The sequence below is a fragment of the Dietzia lutea genome (genome assembly GCF_003096075.1).
Lineage (GTDB): Bacteria > Actinomycetota > Actinomycetes > Mycobacteriales > Mycobacteriaceae > Dietzia > Dietzia lutea.
The window spans coordinates 934,504-952,864 of record NZ_CP015449.1; the positions used below are offsets into that span (position 1 = coordinate 934,504).

An 18,361-nucleotide genomic window follows, 5' to 3' on the forward strand; every position below is an offset into this window, starting at 1 on the left:
TTCGCCCAGAGAAAGAGCGTGGCCCACCCATGACCGAGGCATTCATCTACGACGCCATCCGGACACCGCGAGGTAAGGGCAAGCCCGGCGGTGCCCTACACGGGGTCAAGCCGATCGACCTGGTGGTCGGCCTCATCGAGGAGACGCGTCGTCGGTTCCCCGATCTCGACGAGAACCGCATCTCGGACATCATCCTCGGCATCGTCACCCCCCTCGGGGACCAGGGGATGGATCTGCCCCGCATCGCGGCCCTGGCCGCCGGCATGCCCGACACGGTCGCCGGCGTGCAGATCAACCGCTTCTGTGCCTCCGGGCTGACCTCCATCAATATGGCCGCCCAGAAGATCCGCTCCGGATGGGACGAGGTCGTCTTCGCCGGCGGGGTCGAGTCCATGTCCCGTGTCCCCATGGGCACCGACGGTGGCGCCTGGGCGATGGACCCCGCCACCAACTACGACACCTACTTCTCCCCCCAGGGCATCGGCGCCGACCTCATCGCCACCCTCGAGGGCTTCACCCGCGAGGACGTGGACCGCTACGCCGAGCGCTCACAGCGACTCGCCGCCCGCGCCTGGGAGGAGGGCCGGTTCGCCAAGTCGGTCGTGCCCGTCAAGGACATCAACGGCATCACCATCCTCGACCACGACGAGCACATGCGCCCCGGCACCACCGTCGAGGCGCTCGCCGGACTCAAGCCCTCCTTCGCCATGGTCGGCGACATGGGTGGCTTCGACGCCGTCGCGTTGCAGAAGTACCACTGGGTCGAGGAGATCAACCACGTCCACCACGGCGGCAACTCGTCCGGCATCGTCGACGGCGCCGCGCTGGTCGTGGTGGGCTCGGAGAAGGCCGGGCGGGAGATGGGGATGACCCCGCGCGCCCGGGTCGTCGCCGCCGCGACCTCCGGGGCCGACACCACCATCATGCTCACCGGCCCGACCCCGGCCGCCAAGAAGGCCCTCGCCACCGCCGGCCTGACCGCCGACGACATCGACCTCTGGGAGCTCAACGAGGCCTTCGCCTCCGTCGTCCTGCGCTTCCAGAAGGACATGGACATCCCCGACGAGAAGCTCAACGTCAACGGCGGGGCCATCGCCATGGGCCACCCCCTCGGTGCGACCGGCGCCATGATCACCGGCACCGTCCTCGACGAACTCGAGCGCACCGGCGGCAAGCGCGCCCTCATTACCCTCTGCGTGGGGGGCGGCATGGGCGTGGCCACCATCATCGAACGCGTCTGACCCACCGACACCACAGCGATACAGGAGTACAAGACCAGTGAGCGACAACATGTTCCGGTGGGATCAGGACGGCGACGGCATCGTCACCCTCACCATGGACGACCCCGACCACGGCGCCAACACGATGAACTCCCGCTTCATCAACGACTTCTCCGCCACGGTCGACCGCATCGTGGCCGAGAAGGACTCCATCAAGGGAGTCGTCCTCACCTCCGCCAAGAAGAGCTTCTTCGGCGGCGGTGACCTCAAGTCCATGATCAAGGCCGGCCCCGAGCAGGCCGACGAACTGTACGAGCGGTCGATGGGCATCAAGGGCCGCATGCGTGCCCTCGAGACCTGCGGCGTGCCCGTCGTGGCCGCGATCAACGGCGCCGCCCTCGGCGGCGGCCTCGAACTCGCGCTCGCGTGCCACCATCGCGTCATGGCCGACGCCCGCGGCGCCAAGGTCGGACTGCCCGAGGTCACCCTCGGCCTGCTGCCCGGCGGCGGCGGCATCGTCCGCACCGTCCGGATGTTCGGCCTCGCCCAGGCCGTGCCCAACATCCTCATGTCCGGCCGTTCCTTCGCGCCCGACAAGGCCCTCAAGGCCGGCCTGGTCGACGAGGTCGTCGAGCCCGAGAAGCTCATCGACGCCGCCAAGGCCTGGCTCGCCACCGAACCCGAGCCCACCCAGCCGTGGGACCGCACGGGCTGGACGCTGCCCGGCGGCACGATCGACGACCCCGCGCTGGCGGGCGTCCTGCCGTCCTTCCCCGCCAACATGCGCAAGCAGACCAAGGGCGCGCCCGCCCCGGCCCCGCGCGCCATCATGGCTGCCGCCGTCGAGGGCTCCCAGGTCGACTTCGCCACCGCCGAGAAGATCGAGGCGCGCTACTTCGTCTCCCTCGTCACCGGCCCCATCGCGAAGAACATGATCCAGGCGTTCTTCTTCGACATGCAGCACTGCTCCTCCGGCGGCGCCCGCCCGAAGGCGGCCGACGGCTCGGAGATCCCGCGCACCGAGTTCACCAAGGTCGGCGTCCTCGGCGCGGGCATGATGGGCGCCGGCATCGCCTACGTCTGCGCCAAGGCCGGCATCGAGGTCGTCCTCAAGGACGTCGAGCAGGCCTCCGCCGACAAGGGGAAGGCGTACTCCGAGAAGCTCGAGGCCAAGGCCCTCGAGCGGGGCCGCACCACGCAGGAGAAGTCCGACGCGCTGCTGGCCCGCATCACTCCGACCACAGACCCGCAGGCGCTCGCCGGCTGCGACCTGGTGATCGAGGCGGTGTTCGAGTCGCCCGATCTCAAGAAGAAGGTCTTCCAGGAGATCGAGGACATCGTCGCGCCTGAGGCGCTGCTCGGCTCCAACACCTCGACGCTGCCGATCTCCGACCTCGCCACCGGCGTCAAGCGGCCGGAGGACTTCATCGGCCTGCACTTCTTCTCGCCCGTCGACAAGATGCAGCTCGTCGAGATCATCCGAGGCGAGAAAACCACGCCGGAGACGCTGGCCAAGGCCATCGACCTGACGTTGCAGATCCGCAAGATCCCGATCGTCGTCAACGATTCGCGCGGCTTCTACACCTCCCGGGTCATCGGCACCTTCGTCAACGAGGCGATCGGCATGCTCGACGAGGGCATCGAACCGTCCACCATCGAGCAGGCCGGCCGTATCGCCGGCTACCCGGCGGCGCCCCTGCAGCTCTCGGACGAGCTGAACCTCAACCTCATGCTCAAGATCCGGGAGACCGCGCGCGAGGCCGCCGCGGCCGCGGGCGAGGAGTTCGTCGAGGTGGCCTCCGACCGCGTCACCGCCAAGATGGTCAACGAGCTGGGCCGCAGCAGCCGCCTGTCCGGTGCCGGGTTCTACGAGTACACCGACGGCAAGCGCGGCGGACTCTGGCCGGGCCTGCGGGGGGCGTTCAACACCTCTCCCGACAATTCCCCGCCGCTACAGGATCTGGTCGACCGCATGATCTTCGCCGAGGTCCTCGAGACGCAGAAGTGCGTGGACGAGGGTTTGATCGTCGACGACGCCGACGCCAACATCGGCTCGATCATCGGTATCGGTTTCCCCGCGTGGACCGGCGGCACCCGCCAGTACGCGAAGAACTACTCCGAGCCGGGCGCGAAGGTGGCCACCGGCTACAAGGGCTTCGTCGCCCGCGCCGAGGAACTGGCCGCGAAGTACGGCGAGCGCTTCGCCCCCACCGAGTCGCTGAGGACACTGGCGTCCGAGCAGGGCTGACACCCAACGAAGGCACCTCGCGCCCCCATCTGTTGTCCCGCCCCGGGCAACAGGTGGGGGCGTTGGGGTTTCAGCCGGGCTCGTGCGCGCGATCGTGAAGAGAAAATACTCCGATAAGTTCCTTCGAATAGTCCCTGCGACGGGACGGGACGTCGCCTGCGGGCGACGCGGGGTTCAGCATCCCGCCCGCGGCCTGTCACCTGGATGTCGACCAGCGACCCTAGCGTTCGCCAAGCGTACGAGCAGGTCGTACACCACCGGAACGAGGAGAGACGATGCCGTCAGCGAAGACACCGCATCCGCACCGACACCGACGCCGCGCCACCGGCCTGGCGCTCGCCGCCACGATCATCGTGGGCGCAGCCCCCGCACACGCACTTCCCACCGGTTCGCTGGGCACCGGCTCGGCGGACCCGGGCGGCTCGCTCGGCGCCGCGCCGGGGAGCTCCGCCCCCGGCACCAACGACGGGCTCTACACGGGATCGGTCGAGGTCGTGGATGGTCCCGCCTCGGACCCGTCCGTCCTGACCGGGCGCGTGTTCGACGACGCCAACCGCAATTCGGTGCACGACGATGGGGAAGTCGGCGTGCCTGATGTCCGGGTGTCCAACGGTCGCGACGTGGTGACCACCGACGAGCAGGGACGCTACGAGCTGCCGGCCACCGACAACTTCACCGCGTTCGTGACGCAGCCCGCCGGGTGGCAGGTGCCGGTCGACGAGCAGATGTTCGCCCAGTTCAGCTACAACCACCTGCCCGAGGGCTCGCCGGAGCTGCGCTTCGGCGGTCTGGAGCCGACCGGCGATCTGCCGGCGGCGGTGAACTTCCCGCTGGCGAAGTCGGCCGCGACCGCCGATCCGAGGCAGTCCTGCCCGATCGCCTCCGACACCCAGACGTACGACATGGAGGAGGTCGGGTACGCGAGCCGCGGCGTGCCGGCCGATCTCGCGGCCCGTGACGACTACGCGGGCTGCGGCATCCTGCTCCTGGGCGACAACGTCGGCGACGACCTGAGCCTGAACCAGCCCGTCAAAGACCTCTACGCCGACTCGAACGGTCCCGTGCGTGCCATTCCCGGCAACCACGACATGGACTTCGACGCGGCCGACGCCACCCACGCCGTCGACACTTATCGCCGCGACTTCGGCGCGCCGTACTACTCGTACGAGGTGGGCGACACCCACTTCGTGGGCCTGTTCAACATCGTCTACAACGGTCGGAAGGCCGACGGCTCCAACGGGGGATACTCCGAGGCGATCTCCCAGGAGCAGCTCGAGTGGCTCCGCAACGACCTGGAGCACGTCGACCGCGACAAGAACATCGTGGTGGCCGCGCACGCGCCGATCGTGGACTACCGCGATGTCACGACGGACAACGCCACCGAGCTGTACGAGATCCTCGCCGACTACCCCAACGCGGTGACCGTCGGCGGCCACACCCACACCCTCGAGCACCTGCTGGCGGGTGACTCCAGGCAGGAGTGGATCGACGCGGGGATCCCCGAGCTGACCCACGACCAGCTCGTGGCCGGCGCGGTCTCCGGCTCGTGGTACTCCGGCGAGCTCAACGACAACGGCGTCCCCTACTCGTACACGTCCGATGCCGCCGAGCCCGGCGCCCTGACCATCGAGTTCGACGGACGCGAGCGCTCCGAGTACTACACGGTGCGCAACGAGTCGATCGACCGTCAGTTCCTGACGGGGATCAACAGCCCCGCGTGGCGGGAGTGGGCCGAGGCCTACCAGCAGTGGAAGGACGACGGAGGGCAGGGTGAGGCGCCGGCTCCCGTGGCGACCGACTCCGTGAGCACCGCGGACGTGAGCACCGGCGAGGCGTGGCTGGCGGCCAGCTTCTTCGGCGGATCCACGGACGCCAGCGTCCGGGTGTCGATCGACGGCGGGCAGCCCGTCGCCGCCGAGCACACCCAGCCGGCGACCGGCGAGGCCCTCAACGTGGGCTGGGAGTACACCGAGACCGTCTCGGGGACCCACAACCTCATCACCGACGCCGCACTGGGCCGGTCCAGCTCCCACCTGTGGCGGATCGCGCTGCCCGGGGATCTCGAGCCGGGCGAGCACACCGCCGAGGTCTCGGCGACGGATCGGTACGGACGTGAGCACACGACGTCGTTCGCCTTCACGGTGACGGGCTAGCCCTTCAGTGGAGTCACCCTTATCCGGCACGCGGCGGCGTCCCACATCACAGTGAGGGCACCGTCGCGCGTCGGGTAGGACGCTCACCTGCTCGAGCCTAATTTAGGGAAGGCTAGGCAAAGAGAGGTTAGGCTTGCCTCAGATGTAGTGCTACTGTGACCGCATGTTCAGAAAGCGCACAGGCTCCGCCCGGGTGGCGGTGACCGCCGTTCTGGCCTTCTCGCTGACCGCGTGCGGCGTCGCCACCGGGCTGAACGGGGACGCCGAACGGATCTCGGGGATCCCGCTCGCCTCGGAGGTCTCGGCGATCGAGGATCCCCGCTCGTTCCAGGGCGAGCTCCAGCTGCAGCTCGTCGACGACCCGGTCGAGCCCGTCGCCACGGACCCCGCCCCGGAGCTGCCGGCGGTGGTGACCGACAACCAGGGGACCGTCGTCGAGGTCACCGACGTCTCCCGCATCCTGCCGCTGGACATCTACGGCACCCTGTCCCGCATCGTCTACGAGCTGGGGCTGGGGGAGAACGTCATCGGGCGCGACCTCTCGTCGTCCTTCCCCGAGATCGCCGACCGGCCCCTGGTCACGCAGGACGGACACCAGCTCAGCGCCGAGGCGATCCTCGCGCTGGACCCCAGCGTGATCCTCACGGACACCTCGCTCGGCCCGTGGGACGTGATCCTGCAGCTGCGCGATGCAGGCGTTCCCGTCGTCGTCGTCGACTCCCACCGGTCCCCGGGCAACGTCGGGGAGCTCACCGGCGCGGTCGGCGCGGCGTTGGGCGTGCCGGACCTGGGCCGCGAGCTCGGCGAGCGGACCCGCGCGCGGATCGACCAGGCGCAGGAGTCGATCGCCACCATCACGCCGGAGTCGCAGAGCCGGCAGCTGCGCACCGTGTTCCTCTACGCCCGTGGATCCGCCGGCGTGTACTACATGTTCGGCCAGGACAGCGGTGCCGATGAGCTCATCACCGCGGCGGGCGGGTACGACGTGTCCTCGGAGGTCGGCTGGAAGGGCGCCAAGCCCGCCAACGACGAAGGGCTCATCGCGGCCCAGCCCGACGTCATCTTCATGATGAACAAGGGCCTCGACTCGGTCGGTGGCGTCGACGGCCTGCTGGAGAAGTTCCCCGCCATGGCCCAGACGCCGGCGGGTGCCAACCGGCGCGTGATCGCGATGAACGACGACCTGGTCCTGTCGTTCGGCACCCGCACGCCGGCCGTCCTCAACGCGCTCGCCGTGGCGCTCTACGCCCCCGACGCGCTGTGACCGTCACCGACCGCGGCGCGCCGAGCGCGCCTGGCGCAGCGAGCGCGTCTGGTACGCCGGGTGCGCCGGCCGTCCGCCCGAACCGGACCCCGGCCCGGGAGAGCGGGGTCTCCACCCGGATGCTCGCCGGTGGGCTGCTGGTGGGCGGGCTGCTCGTCTCCCTGGTGGTGTTGTCCGTGGTCGCAGCGGCGTCGGGTCAGCTGTCCATCCCGGCCGCCGAGGTGGCGTCGGGGTTCCTCCGGGGCCTCGGTGTCGATGCCGGGCCGCCGGCGAGCCATCCCCGCGCCGACGCGACGCTGTGGAGCGTCCGCTTCCCGCGGGTGGCCATGGCGCTGGTGGTGGGGGCGGCCCTGTCCGTGGCGGGTGCGCTCATGCAGGGCGCGTTCGGTAACCCGCTCGCCGAGCCCAGCGTGGTGGGCGTGTCCGCGGGCGCGGCGGTGGGCGCCGCCTCGGCGATCGTGTTCGGACTGACGACCTTCGGGGCGTGGACGAGCGTCGTCTGCGCGTTCGTCGCGGGCATCATCACCACCACGGCGGTCTACCTCTTCAGCCGTAGTAACGGCCGCACCGAGGTCGTCACACTGGTCCTCACGGGGATCGCGGTCAACGCGGTCGCGGGCGCCGCGCTGGCGCTGCTGATGTTCCTCGGCGACACGCAGGCGCGCGAGGAGATCGTGTTCTGGCAGCTGGGAAGCCTCAACGGCAGCCGGTGGGAGCACGTGCTGGTGGTGGCGCCGCTCGCACTGGTCGGCGTGGTGGCGGCCGCCCGGTTGGCGCGCCCGCTCGACCTGTTGTCACTGGGGGAGCGGCCTGCCCGCCATCTCGGCGTCGATGTCGAGCGCCTGCGAATCGTGTCGATCCTCCTGGTGGGCCTGCTCACAGCCGCCGCGGTGAGTTTCTGCGGCATCGTCTCGTTCGTGGGGCTCGTGGTGCCGCATCTCATCCGCATGATCGCCGGGCCCGGTCACCGTCTCCTGTTGCCGGCCTCCGCGCTCGGCGGGGCGGTGTGCCTGCTCGCCGCCGACCTGCTGGCGCGCACGGCCGTGAACTACGCGGAACTGCCGCTCGGGATGGTCACCGCCGCCGTCGGCGGGCCGTTCTTCTTCTGGCTGCTGCACCGCACCCGCCGCACCGCGGGAGGGTGGGGATGAGCGCCCGGGGGGACCGCACGCCGGTGTTGTCGGCGGAGTCCGTCACCGTCCGCATCGGCGGGCGCGTGCTGCTCGACGCCGTCGACCTGGACGTCCACGCCGGCGAGGTGCTGGCGCTGGTCGGCCCGAACGGGGCCGGTAAGTCCACGCTGCTCGGTGTCATCGCGGGAGACACCGAGCCCGATTCCGGCCGCACCACGCTCGACGGCACCGACCTGCGACGCTGGCGGCTGACGGACCTGGCGCGTCGCCGCGCCCTGTTGACCCAGGCCAACGCCGTCGCCTTCCCCTTCACCGTGCGTGAGGTCGTCGCGATGGGGCGCGCGCCGTGGGCGGGCCGGCCAGAGGACGACGACGACGAGGTCATCATCGACGAGTCGATTGCCGCCACCGACACCTCGCATCTGCGCCTCCGGACCTTTCCGACGCTGTCGGGTGGCGAGAAGGCGCGCGCGTCGCTCTCCAGGGCCCTGGCCCAGCGGGCCGGCGTGCTCCTTCTCGACGAGCCCACCGCCGCGGTGGACCTGCGGCACCAGGAGATCGTCCTCGAGCTGGCGCGGTCCGTCGCGGACGCGGGCGGCGCCGTGGTGGTGGTACTGCACGACCTCGAACTGGCCGCCGCCTGGTCCGATCGCATGGTGATGCTCTCCGACGGCCGGATCCGGGCGCAGGGCGCCCCGGCGGAGGTGCTCGTCCCCGAGCTGGTCGAAGAGGTCTATCAGCAGCCCGTCCTCATCCACCGTCATCCCGTCACGGGGGACCTGTTGGTCACCCCGGATCGGCGGGGCCTGCGACGCGCCGGCGCGTCCGCCCCCGAACCGCCTCTCGTCAAGGAGTTCTCGTGATGGACACCAGATCCCGATCGACGCCCGGAGCCGCCCGGCGGATGCGTGCGGCGTTCGTCGCGGTGCTGCTCGCGGCCGCGACGCTCACCGTGGCCTCGGCCGCCCCGGCGCACGCCGCCGCCCGGCTGAGCGTCAGCAGTTCGCTGGGGGGAGCGGTGGCCTCCACGTCCGGCACGACGACCTTCACCGTCTCGGGTTCGGGTTTCCAGGCGATCGACGGCGGATTCGGCGGCGTGTACGTGGGGTTCGGTTGGGTCAGCGGGTCCAGCTGGGGGCCGTCGAACGGCGGAGTCACCGGCCGGTCCTATGACTACGTCCCGGACGACCAGTCCAAGAACAACAAGGGGTACCAGTCGTTCGTCGCGTTCCCGGGGTCGTCGACCGCGGGTGAGGCGCAGGGGACGATGAGCAAGGACGGATCGTTCCGCATCCAGATGTCGGTTCCCGGGCCCACCTTCACGGGGGCCGGCGGTAGGCGGATCGACTGCCTCACCATGACCTGCGGCTTCTTCACCTGGGGCGCGCACGGCGTCCGCAACGGTGCCAACGAGACCTTCACCCCGGTGACGTTCCAGGGGGGCGCTGCCCCGGCAGCCGATCAGGCAGCAGAGACGTCCGCGGAGTCCGAGGTCCCGGCGGCCGCGGGCCGCGCGACGAGCGGGCGACCGGCGCAGGCAGGGCGGACCGCATCCCGCACTCGCGTCGCCGCGCCCGCTCAGGCACCGGGCGCGCAGGCCTCGGCGGTCGATCCCGCCGCGCCGGCGGCGGACGGCCAGGCACCGGCCGAGGGCGGTGGCGACGCGCCGACCGCAGACGGGCCGGTCGGCGCCACCGGCGGGACGACGGTGAGCGGGGCCGCGGTCATCGAGGTCGACCGCAAGTCCGCACGTCCCGGTGGAGCGATGGGGTTCGCCGCCGCCGGGTTCTGGCCCGGCGAGCAGGTGTACGTGGTGCTCGGTGAGGGTGACGCGGCCGTGGGCCCGGTGATCGCGGGTGTGGACGGGGAGGTCGCCGGCGTGATCGTCGTACCCGCGGACATCGAGGCGGGGACGCACGAGATCCGCGCCGCGGGGGCCGGTTCGGGCCTCGAAGCGGTCGAACGGTTCCCCGTGCGGGTCGACATCGCCCAGACCGCCGCGTCCTCGGCCGGGCTGAGCGGGTCGCTGAGCTGGGTCTTCCTGGCGATCACCGCTCTGGTTCTCCTCGCGGCCGGCGCGTTGTTCCTCAAGCGCCGCCAGGATGGCGCCGGCGTTGACGCGGACCACGGTCCGGGCGACGACACCCACGATGTCCACGATGCGGGGTCGCAGGAGCCCCATCCGGCCCGCGACAGTCATGAGCCGTCCGGACAGACCGCGACGCTTCTCCGAGAAGAGGATCACCGATGAACCGGGTTTCGTTCTCTGCCGTCCGCCGGAGCTCGGCGCTAGCCGCGGCGCTCACCGTCGCGTTGAGCGGCGGCGGCGTCCTCATCGCCCCTGCGGCGCATGCGCAGGGCGCTACCGACCAGGCGGCGGGCAACGGAGCCCGCACGCTGGACGACGCCGAGTTCCGGTGGGGCGTCAACCCTGAGACAGGCAGCCGGTCACATGATCCGACAGCCTTCAACATGATGTCCGCTGGCCTCCTGACGATGTCGGAACCGAAGCGGATCACCGAGGCGGATTGGTCCGGTCGGGACGGGAACGTCACCCTCGAGAAGCGGTGGAGCGACGGAGAACTGACCGAAGCCGACTGGGACGGGTTGCGCAGTGATCGCTCGGGCGGCGAATTGAGCAGTGGTGTCGACTCCTACAACGGTGTCGAGATGGTGTTCCGCGGCGGCGAGGGCGAGGTGAACGTGGCTGCCGGTACCGCGGAGATCTCGTGGGAGGGGTCGGTCACGGTGCTCTACTACCAGGGCGACTCGGTGTTCACACTCCGCGATCCCGAGCTGACGGTCACGGAGAGTTCGGCAGAAGTCACCGCGACGGTCGGGGGGTATCGGAGCTCACGGACCGACTCATCGCTGTGGGAGAAGACGGACGCGAGGTCCGGTGTCGTGATCGCGACTATCGATCGAGAAGCTGTCGAACTCGACGATGAGACCGGATTCAGTATCTCTCCTGAATACGACGATGTGACCTATAGTAAATCCGATATTCCGGGTTCGTTCCCGGAACCATTTGTCGATTACCTTGACGATGTCGGGATCGGCGCTTTCTTCTATTCGACCGGCGGGGTAGCTGATCCCAAGAAGAGGCCTCTTCCGATTACCGTGAGTTGGGATTCGGACGACCCTGCCGATGTCACGGAACCGGGCGGTTCAAAGGGCCTTCTCGGTCGGGTCCTCGACGACACCGTCGAGGACATCCTCCGCGCCGCGGGGACCGATGTCGCGGACACGGCGGCCGCGTGGATGGACGAGGCGTGGAAGCCGCTGCAGCCCGAGGCGGTGAAGGCGGCTCCGAGCGCAGACGTTCCCCCGCAGACGGCTGTTGCCGCCGAGGAGGTCGTTGTCGACGAGACGTTCGGGCAGTACCACGAGGAGTACTACACCTCGACGTCGGCGATGACCGCCGGAACCGTGGGTGGAACCGTCGCAGCGATTCCCGCCTCTACGCCGGCCGGATCCCCGGGGAGTGTGGCCGCCGCCCCCGCTTCCGGCTCCGACGCGGCCTCTCCATTATCGGAGCAGACGACGATGCCGGTCGCGGCGAATCTCCCGCTCACCGACGTCGTCTACGCGCAGACTTCCGCCTCGCTGAAGGCGGGGAACCCCCTTGCCCAGTGGCAGTGGTGGGTTGGTGCAGCACTGCTCGCGCTCGCGGCGGTGCTCTTCTCTCAGACAGTTCGTCGGAAGGACTGAAATGACACTTTCTCGTTCGCGGCTCGGGCTCGCGGGTCGCCGTAGTGCGGTGGCCGGCGCGGCGTTCGCGCTGCTCGGCGGCACCGTCGCGGCCCCCGCGGCCGGCGCTCAGGACCTCAGCTCTGCCCTGTTCGCCCAGTTCTCGCAGGCCACCGAGTCGGCCTCGGCAGCCCAGGAGCCCGGTCCACGAATCGAGGTCTCTCAGATCGTCCTCGACGAAGAGGGCGAGCACGAGGTGACGGTGACCGGCAGCGGATTCACCGATGACTCGGTCGTCGGCACCAGGCCGCCGCTGGCGGGGGAGAACGTCGGCGTCTACGTGGTCCTCGGCAAGTTCGCTGAGGAGTGGAAGCCGTCCGCCGGCGTCCCGTCGTCCGCGCGCACGATCATCTCCACCAAGTGGGCGGTGCCGGCCGAGTCCATGGAGACCATCGGCGGCCCGGAGAAGGGGGCGATCGAGCTGCTCCCGAACGGCACCTTCACCGCGACCATCACGGTGTCGAAGGCGCTGGTCGACGAGGTGGCGGGCACGGCGGCCGGAAACCTCGGCATCTACACCTACCCGGGTGGCGGAGCCAAGCACGCGCCGTGGGAGCTCTACCAGCCGATCACGTTCGGGGAACCCGCTGCTGAGGCGAGCGGCTCGCTCGGAAGCCTGACGGGTCTGCTCCCGTTCTGACGTGGAGGACATCTCGGGTTAGTCGCGCTGCGGCCCGGCACCTCCTCGAGGTGTCGGGGCCGCGTCGTTCCCGGCAGCGCGCTCAGCGCCGCTGTACGGACACCCGGTTGTGGTCGCGACGAGTCAGAGTAGACAGGAGCCCCGGACCCGCTGAGGGGCCGGGGCGTCACTGCTCGTGTGAGGGGTGGTCAGCGGATGCCCGCGGCCTCCAGGTCGAGGAAGACCCGGTGGTTGAGCTCGAAGGCGCGGGACGCGGCCGCGAGCGCGGACTCGCGGTCCGACTCACTCAGGGGGAGGGCGTCCAACGCTGAGCGATAGGCGTCCTTGTAGACCTTGGGCTTGTCGATGTCGAACTCGTAGAAGCTCAGTCCGTCCTCGATCCCGTAGTGTCGGCGGACCATCGTCTTGATGATCTGGCCGCCTGACAAGTCGCCGAGATAGCGGACGTAGTGGTGGCCGATGAGTGCGGCGGGGTCGGCGACGCACGCCCGCAACTCGCTGACGTACGCCTCGACGGTCGGCACGACGGTCGAGCAGGCGCGACCCTGCGCCGCGTGGGTCGCCAGGTCAGCCCGAAGGGCCTCGGTCCGGTCCAGCCGCGGATCCAGAATCGCGGAGAGGCGGGGGTCCGCTCCGACGCTGCGGCACGCGTCCTCCAGCGCCTCGTAGACGGGTAGTGACTGCCGCAGCAATGCCACGAGTCCGTCCGCGGTGCCCGCGCCAGACATCAGGCGGGTGATGAACGAGGCATTCTCCGCCTGGTCGTGTGCCACCATTGTCGAGTCGTGTAACGCTCTCGACAGGGGAGCGGAAATGGTCGTCTCCATGGGTCCTCCGGGCTGGTTAGTTTCGCCCCATGAGATTACTTCACTGGGCGGCGAATGGCTATATCGAATTCATATGTCGAAAGCGTCAACTACGGGCTTTCGGTCTTCCTGGAATGGGAGTCTCTCGGGTGTCGGAAGAAAAGGCGCACGCTATTACCGCCGAGGAATTGAGAGTCGGGGATCGAATCGCGCTCGGGGCGCATACTCTCGTGGAGGACGAGGTCATCGATTTCGCTCGCAGGTGGGACCCGCAGCGGTTCCACACCGACCCCGAGGCGGCAGGCCGGGGGCACCACGGTGGGCTCTTCGCCAGCGGCATCCACACACTCGCGGTCCTCCAACGACTCTGCGTCGAGTCGTTCTACTCGCGCTGGTCGGTCATCGCGGGGCGGGGGTTCGACAAGGTGCGTTTCACCGCCCCGGTGCGGCCGGGCGACACGCTGACCGGCTCGGTCATCATCGGCGACGTGAGCCTCGACGACTCCCGCGGTCGCGTGCGATTGGAGATGGAGATGCATCGCACGGACGCGACGACGGTTCTCACTGCCGAGTTGGTCGTCTTCGTCTGGCGACGCGGTCTGCAGGCGGCGATGCGGGATGATCCGGTCGCCACGCCTCCACTCGGCTAGGCCGGTGCGCCGCTGCCCCGGGGCGGGCCGGCCCTCTCCGAGGGCTCGACCCATCCCGCGGCCAGAAGCTGTGCGGAGCCGGAACTCAGGCGCCGAGGGAACCGAAGAGGGTGCCCAGCGAGCCGAAGATGCCCTCGGGGCTCGTGCCCTGATCGTCGTCGTCATCCCCGCCGTCGTCGCCGCCGGGCGCGGCCTCGCACGTAGCCGTGATGTCGAGGACCAGAGTGACGGGGTCGAGCGCGGAGCCCGAGGGGTAGTTGTTGAAGGCGGGAACGAAATTTTCGCCGATGACCGAGGCGGGGGACGTGACGGTGATCTGTCCGGGGGCGTGGAAGTCGCTGGCGGCGGGCAGGGCGAACGTAGCGGCGACGACCTGCTCACCGCCGATCTTGACCGGCTCCGCGTCCTCATCCGTGGTGAATTCGTTGCCCTCCCAGTCGAGCTTGAGCACGCCCGCCGTGCCGTCGATCTCGACCGTGGGATTGGAGATGGTCGTGTTGAGGACTCCGCCGTGGGCGTTGAAGTTCACGGAGCCCTCGCCGGACGCGGTGGCGGAGCCCGGCCCGTCTACCGTGCCGGCGGTGACCGGCCAGACGTACTTCCCGTCCGTGGCGTTGTCCGTGCCCTCGAACGAGACACCATCGAACGTGTGAGTGCCGTGGGCGAAGCCGTAGAAGTAGTTGCGGAACGACTGCTTGAAGCCCCACTTGATCGATCCGCCGGTCACCTCGTAAGTGGCCTCGGACGGCGCGCAATCGAGGTCGGCTGCGCCGGCCGTGGCGGGCACGGCGAGGGCGGACAGACCCATCAGGGCGGCAGAAGTGAGCGCAACGGCGGCGGACCGCGAGAGAACATGAGACATGCGGACATCCTTAGGAGGTTCGATCCGGCGCCTGATGCGCCGGAGAGACTGCCCCGGAATTGAGGCAAGCCTTACCTTAGATCCATCGATTAAGGAAAGGCTTGCCTTAGTTAAGGGTGTGTTGCATGTCACATTAGGGGCCCGCAGGGCGCTGACCTCAGTCTCGCGCAGCCGCGACCCGCCCCATACGTGTAAACGCCTCGGAGAGAAGCTCTTCGGAGCAGGCGAAGTTCACGCGGGCGAAGCCCTTGCCCTGGGAACCGAAGGCCGGCCCGGGGCTCAGGGCGACCCGGCCTTCGTCGAGGAACGCGGCGGCGGGGTCGTCGCCCAGACCCGGGTAGGCGCGCAGATCGATCCACGCGACGAACCCCGCATCGGGCCGACGCCACCGCGCCCGGGGCAGGTGCTCGGCGAGTAGCCGCTCCATCAGGTCGAGATTGGAGGAGAGAGCGGCTCGCATGTCGACGAGCCAGTCGAGGGACTCGGTGAGCGCGGCCTCGGCGGCGAGGGCGCCGAAGTGCCCCACTGCTCCGGACAGAGCCGAACGCGGGATGGCGAACTTCTCGGGATTGCCGTTGACGACGAACGCGCACTTCAACCCGGCGAGGTTGAACGCCTTGGACGCCGACGAAATCGCCAATCCAACTTCGCGGGCGGTCTCCGAGACCGCCAGGAACGAGACGAAGTCCACGTCCGGCATGGCCAGGGGCGCCCAGATCTCGTCCGACACCACCACGGCGTCGTGCCGGGCGGCGATCTGGGCGAGCTCGCCCAACTCCGCCTGCGAGTGGAGGACGCCCGTGGGGTTGTGCGGATGACTCAACAGGACCGCCCGGGCCCCGCCCGCCAACGCCTGCTCGATGCCCGCCAGATCGAGGCGCGGGTCCTCGCCGTCGTGACCGATCAACGGCGCCGCGACCGGTGACATCCCCACGCGCCGGATCCACGGTCCGAACGGCATGTACACCGGCGGCGTGTACACGACACCGCTCCCGGCCGGCAGGATGCGCGCCAGCGACTCGCGAACGCCGACCCCCACGTCGTTGACCGGGACCACGGTGTCCTCCGGCACCTCGTACCCGAACCGCGAGTAGTACCGCGCGCACACCCCGGCCAACCGCTCGATCTCCGTGAAGTACCCGGTGTCCCCGTCGGCGACGGCGGCGGCGAGACGATCCCGGATCGCGGGAGCCAGCAGGACGTCGGTCTCGGCGACGAACAGCGGCAGCACGTCCTCCGGGTACGCCTGCCACTTCTGGCTGCGGCGCCTGCGCAGGACGGACTCGGGGACATCCAGGGGGAACGGCACGTGGGGCATCCTTCTCATCCGGGGGCGAGCGGAACCCTCAGGCTACTCAGCTCCCGGGCACGAACCCCGGGTACACCCACACGTCCAGGTATCGGGAATCGGTTCGGAACGGGGCGAACGGCATGAGTGAGACCCACGTGCCGGTGGCGAAGCCGGGGACGGTGCCGCCGGGGATGAAGACGCCGCCCGACGTGGTGGGCCACCCTCTCTCGGTGGCCAGAGCGTAAGCGCCCCGGACGCTCCCGTCGGCCGCGGACCCGGTCGATCCGGTGATCACGTCCCCGAGAACGGTGACGCGGTCGAGCCTGTGCGGCACCCCCGACGGGTCGCGCTGCCAGCAGTCCGATCCCTCGAGCACGTAGTTGGAGCACCAGATCTCCGTGTCCGTGCCGAACGGGGAGAGCACGCGCATGGGCGCGCTGTTCGGGGCCCAGAAATGCGGGTCCGACGGCGTGATGGCGTACGGCCAGTACGAGAGCTCGGCCCACTTGTTCGGGCCCTCGGTGGCGGGCGGGAACGGGCGGTCCGCCGGCCAGGCGGGATCGTCCAGGGACTGGGCGGAAGCGGCGGGCGCGACGCCCGCCGCGAGGGCGAGTGCGGCGGCGCCGGCGGCTATGACGCGGGCGGTGGCGCGGGATGTGACGCGGGAGGACATGCCTCAGTCCACCACGGCCGGGGCCCCCTCACAGGCGGAACGGCCGCACGTGAGTACACCGTGACGGGACCGTCACCACGAGTAGCGCAGGGGAAACAGCCCGTTCCTACGGTTGCCCGCACGGGGCACCGGACAGGGGAGCCCACCGGCGGGGAGGGGCCACGCGCATGACGCGCTCACGCACGATCGAGAACTGGGATCCGGAGGACCGGCGACAGTGGGATTCGGGCGGTCGACGCATCGCCGTACGCAACCTCTACTGGTCGGTGTTCGCCGAGCACGTCGGGTTCTCGGTGTGGACCCTCTTCGCGGTCATGGTGCTGTTCATGCCGGAGGACGTCTACGGGCTCGACGCCCCGGACAAGTTCCTCGTCTCCGCGGTCGTCACCCTCACCGGCGCGTTCCTGCGCATCCCCTACACGCTGGCCACGGCCACGTTCGGCGGTCGCAACTGGACCATGTTCTCCGCGTTCGTCCTGCTCATCCCGGCGGGCGCGATGCTGTGGATCATGGCCAACCCGGGCCAGCCGCTGTGGCTGTACCTGGTGGTCGGCGCGCTCGCCGGCCTGGGCGGGGCCAACTTCGCCTCGTCCATGACCAACATCAACGCCTTCTTCCCGCAGCGGATGAAGGGCTGGGCCCTGGGCCTCAACGCGGGCGGCGGCAACCTCGGCGTGGCCACCATCCAGGTGGTGGGGCTGCTGGTGATCGCCGCCGCGGGTAACCGGTCGCCGCACTGGGTGATCGCGGTGTACCTGGTCCTGCTGGTCGTGGCCGGGATCGGCGCTGCGCTCAAGATGGACAACCTCGGCCACCAGACGGTCGACGTGGCGAGCATGCGCGACGTGGCCACCGACCGCGACGGCTGGGTCCTGTCACTGCTCTATATCGGTACCTTCGGCTCGTTCATCGGCTTCAGCTTCGCGTTCGGGCAGATGCTCACCATGACGTTCACCGGCAACGGCGAGTCCTCGTCGGACGCCGCCCTGCACGCCGCGCAGATCACGTTCCTCGGCCCGCTGCTCGGTTCGCTGACCCGCATGCTCGGTGGGCGCCTGGCCGACCGGTTCGGTGGCGCGCGGGTGACGCTGGCGACGTTCCTGGGCATGGCCGTCACGACGGTCGCGCTGATCGTCACCTCGAGCATGCAGTCGGCCGACGGTGGCCGGCTCTCCGGCGGCGCGCTGGTGCTGTTCTTCGCGGCCTTCCTCACGTTGTTCGCGCTCACCGGGATGGGCAACGCGTCGGTCTACAAGATGATCCCCACCGTCTACGAGGCCCGCAGTCGGGGCCTGGACCTGCCGGAGGCGGCGCGGGCGGCGTGGTCGCGCGCCCACTCGGGGGCGTTGATCGGCGTGGCCGGCGCGGTCGGGGCCTTCGGCGGCTTCCTCATCAACATGACCCTGCGCAGCTCGTACCAGTCGTCGGGATCGGCGACGGCGGCGTTCGTGGTGTTCACCGCCTTCTACGTGGTGGCAGCCGTTGTCACCCGGGCCGTGTACCTGCGGCGCCCGACCGCCGCGCCCGCGCCGGTGGCCACCGGGACGTCGCCGGTGGGGGCGGCCGGCGCCGCGCCGAGCGCGGCGGAGCCGGTCCCCGCCACGCGCTGACCGCCACGCGCTGACCGGCCGCGGGGGCGGTGCGACGAGACCGACGAGGACGACGACGAGG

15 protein-coding genes are annotated in these 18,361 nt (G+C 69.9%); 11 read left to right on the top strand and 4 right to left on the bottom strand.

Translation table 11 applies throughout. The annotated features are described in order from the left end of the window. The first annotated feature begins 29 nt into the window (after window positions 1-29). The 9 genes from A6035_RS04210 to A6035_RS04250 all read left to right on the top strand — a co-directional run bounded on the left by A6035_RS04210 (window position 30) and on the right by A6035_RS04250 (window position 12,408). Window positions 30-1,241, top strand: a complete 1,212-nt coding sequence (locus A6035_RS04210) for an acetyl-CoA C-acetyltransferase (protein ID WP_108846743.1) — start codon at window positions 30-32, stop codon at window positions 1,239-1,241. A gap of 37 nt (window positions 1,242-1,278) precedes the next feature. Beyond that, a complete protein-coding gene (locus A6035_RS04215) occupies window positions 1,279-3,468 on the top strand; it encodes a 3-hydroxyacyl-CoA dehydrogenase NAD-binding domain-containing protein (RefSeq protein WP_108846744.1) in 2,190 nt (729 codons plus the stop codon). Between the two features lie 275 nt (window positions 3,469-3,743). Then, window positions 3,744-5,621, top strand: coding sequence for a calcineurin-like phosphoesterase C-terminal domain-containing protein (locus tag A6035_RS04220; protein ID WP_108846745.1), 1,878 nt, complete (start codon window positions 3,744-3,746; stop codon window positions 5,619-5,621). A gap of 163 nt (window positions 5,622-5,784) precedes the next feature. Then, window positions 5,785-6,885, top strand: coding sequence for a heme/hemin ABC transporter substrate-binding protein (locus A6035_RS04225; protein ID WP_108846746.1), 1,101 nt, complete (start codon window positions 5,785-5,787; stop codon window positions 6,883-6,885). Between the two features lie 119 nt (window positions 6,886-7,004). Continuing rightward, window positions 7,005-8,036, top strand: a complete 1,032-nt coding sequence (locus A6035_RS04230) for a FecCD family ABC transporter permease (protein ID WP_108846747.1) — start codon at window positions 7,005-7,007, stop codon at window positions 8,034-8,036. Then, on the top strand, window positions 8,033-8,881 hold the full coding sequence (locus A6035_RS04235; RefSeq protein WP_108846748.1) for a heme ABC transporter ATP-binding protein: 849 nt from the start codon (window positions 8,033-8,035) through the stop codon (window positions 8,879-8,881). Before A6035_RS04230 ends, A6035_RS04235 begins: the two co-directional genes overlap by 4 nt. Continuing rightward, window positions 8,881-10,269: a hypothetical protein gene (locus A6035_RS19140; RefSeq protein WP_108846749.1), complete on the top strand. Its 1,389-nt coding sequence runs from the start codon at window positions 8,881-8,883 to the stop codon at window positions 10,267-10,269. Before A6035_RS04235 ends, A6035_RS19140 begins: the two co-directional genes overlap by 1 nt. After that, the gene (locus A6035_RS04245; RefSeq protein WP_108846750.1) at window positions 10,266-11,729 is read left to right on the top strand and encodes an HtaA domain-containing protein; all 1,464 of its coding nucleotides are present in this window, start codon (window positions 10,266-10,268) and stop codon (window positions 11,727-11,729) included. The genes A6035_RS19140 and A6035_RS04245 overlap by 4 nt, the downstream gene beginning before the upstream one ends. Window position 11,730: 1 nt before the next feature. Next, entirely contained in the window at window positions 11,731-12,408 is a 678-nt protein-coding gene (locus tag A6035_RS04250) for a hypothetical protein (RefSeq protein WP_159149546.1), read from the top strand. A 188-nt stretch (window positions 12,409-12,596) separates the two neighbouring features. On the opposite strand, the gene A6035_RS04255 is transcribed toward A6035_RS04250, so the two are convergent. Then, the gene (locus A6035_RS04255) at window positions 12,597-13,235 is read right to left on the bottom strand and encodes a biliverdin-producing heme oxygenase (protein WP_108846752.1); all 639 of its coding nucleotides are present in this window, start codon (window positions 13,233-13,235) and stop codon (window positions 12,597-12,599) included. A gap of 209 nt (window positions 13,236-13,444) precedes the next feature. On the opposite strand from A6035_RS04255, the gene A6035_RS04260 reads away from it, so the two are divergent. Next, window positions 13,445-13,864 (top strand): MaoC/PaaZ C-terminal domain-containing protein, encoded by a 420-nt coding sequence (locus A6035_RS04260; protein WP_235026709.1) that lies wholly within the window; start codon window positions 13,445-13,447, stop codon window positions 13,862-13,864. Between the two features lie 85 nt (window positions 13,865-13,949). On the opposite strand, the gene A6035_RS04265 is transcribed toward A6035_RS04260, so the two are convergent. The 3 genes from A6035_RS04265 to A6035_RS04275 all read right to left on the bottom strand — a co-directional run bounded on the left by A6035_RS04265 (window position 13,950) and on the right by A6035_RS04275 (window position 16,690). Then, window positions 13,950-14,726 carry an HtaA domain-containing protein gene (locus tag A6035_RS04265; protein WP_108846754.1) on the bottom strand — a complete coding sequence of 259 codons (777 nt, stop codon included), beginning with the start codon at window positions 14,724-14,726 and terminating at the stop codon, window positions 13,950-13,952. Window positions 14,727-14,883: 157 nt separating this feature from the next. Further along, a complete protein-coding gene (locus A6035_RS04270) occupies window positions 14,884-16,044 on the bottom strand; it encodes a MalY/PatB family protein (RefSeq protein ID WP_235026710.1) in 1,161 nt (386 codons plus the stop codon). Window positions 16,045-16,081: 37 nt separating this feature from the next. Next, window positions 16,082-16,690 carry a hypothetical protein gene (locus A6035_RS04275; RefSeq protein WP_108846756.1) on the bottom strand — a complete coding sequence of 203 codons (609 nt, stop codon included), beginning with the start codon at window positions 16,688-16,690 and terminating at the stop codon, window positions 16,082-16,084. Window positions 16,691-16,857: 167 nt separating this feature from the next. Here A6035_RS04275 and A6035_RS04280 point away from each other — a divergent pair, with 167 nt between their 5' ends. After that, entirely contained in the window at window positions 16,858-18,300 is a 1,443-nt protein-coding gene (locus A6035_RS04280) for a nitrate/nitrite transporter (protein WP_108846757.1), read from the top strand. Window positions 18,301-18,361: the final 61 nt, after the last annotated feature.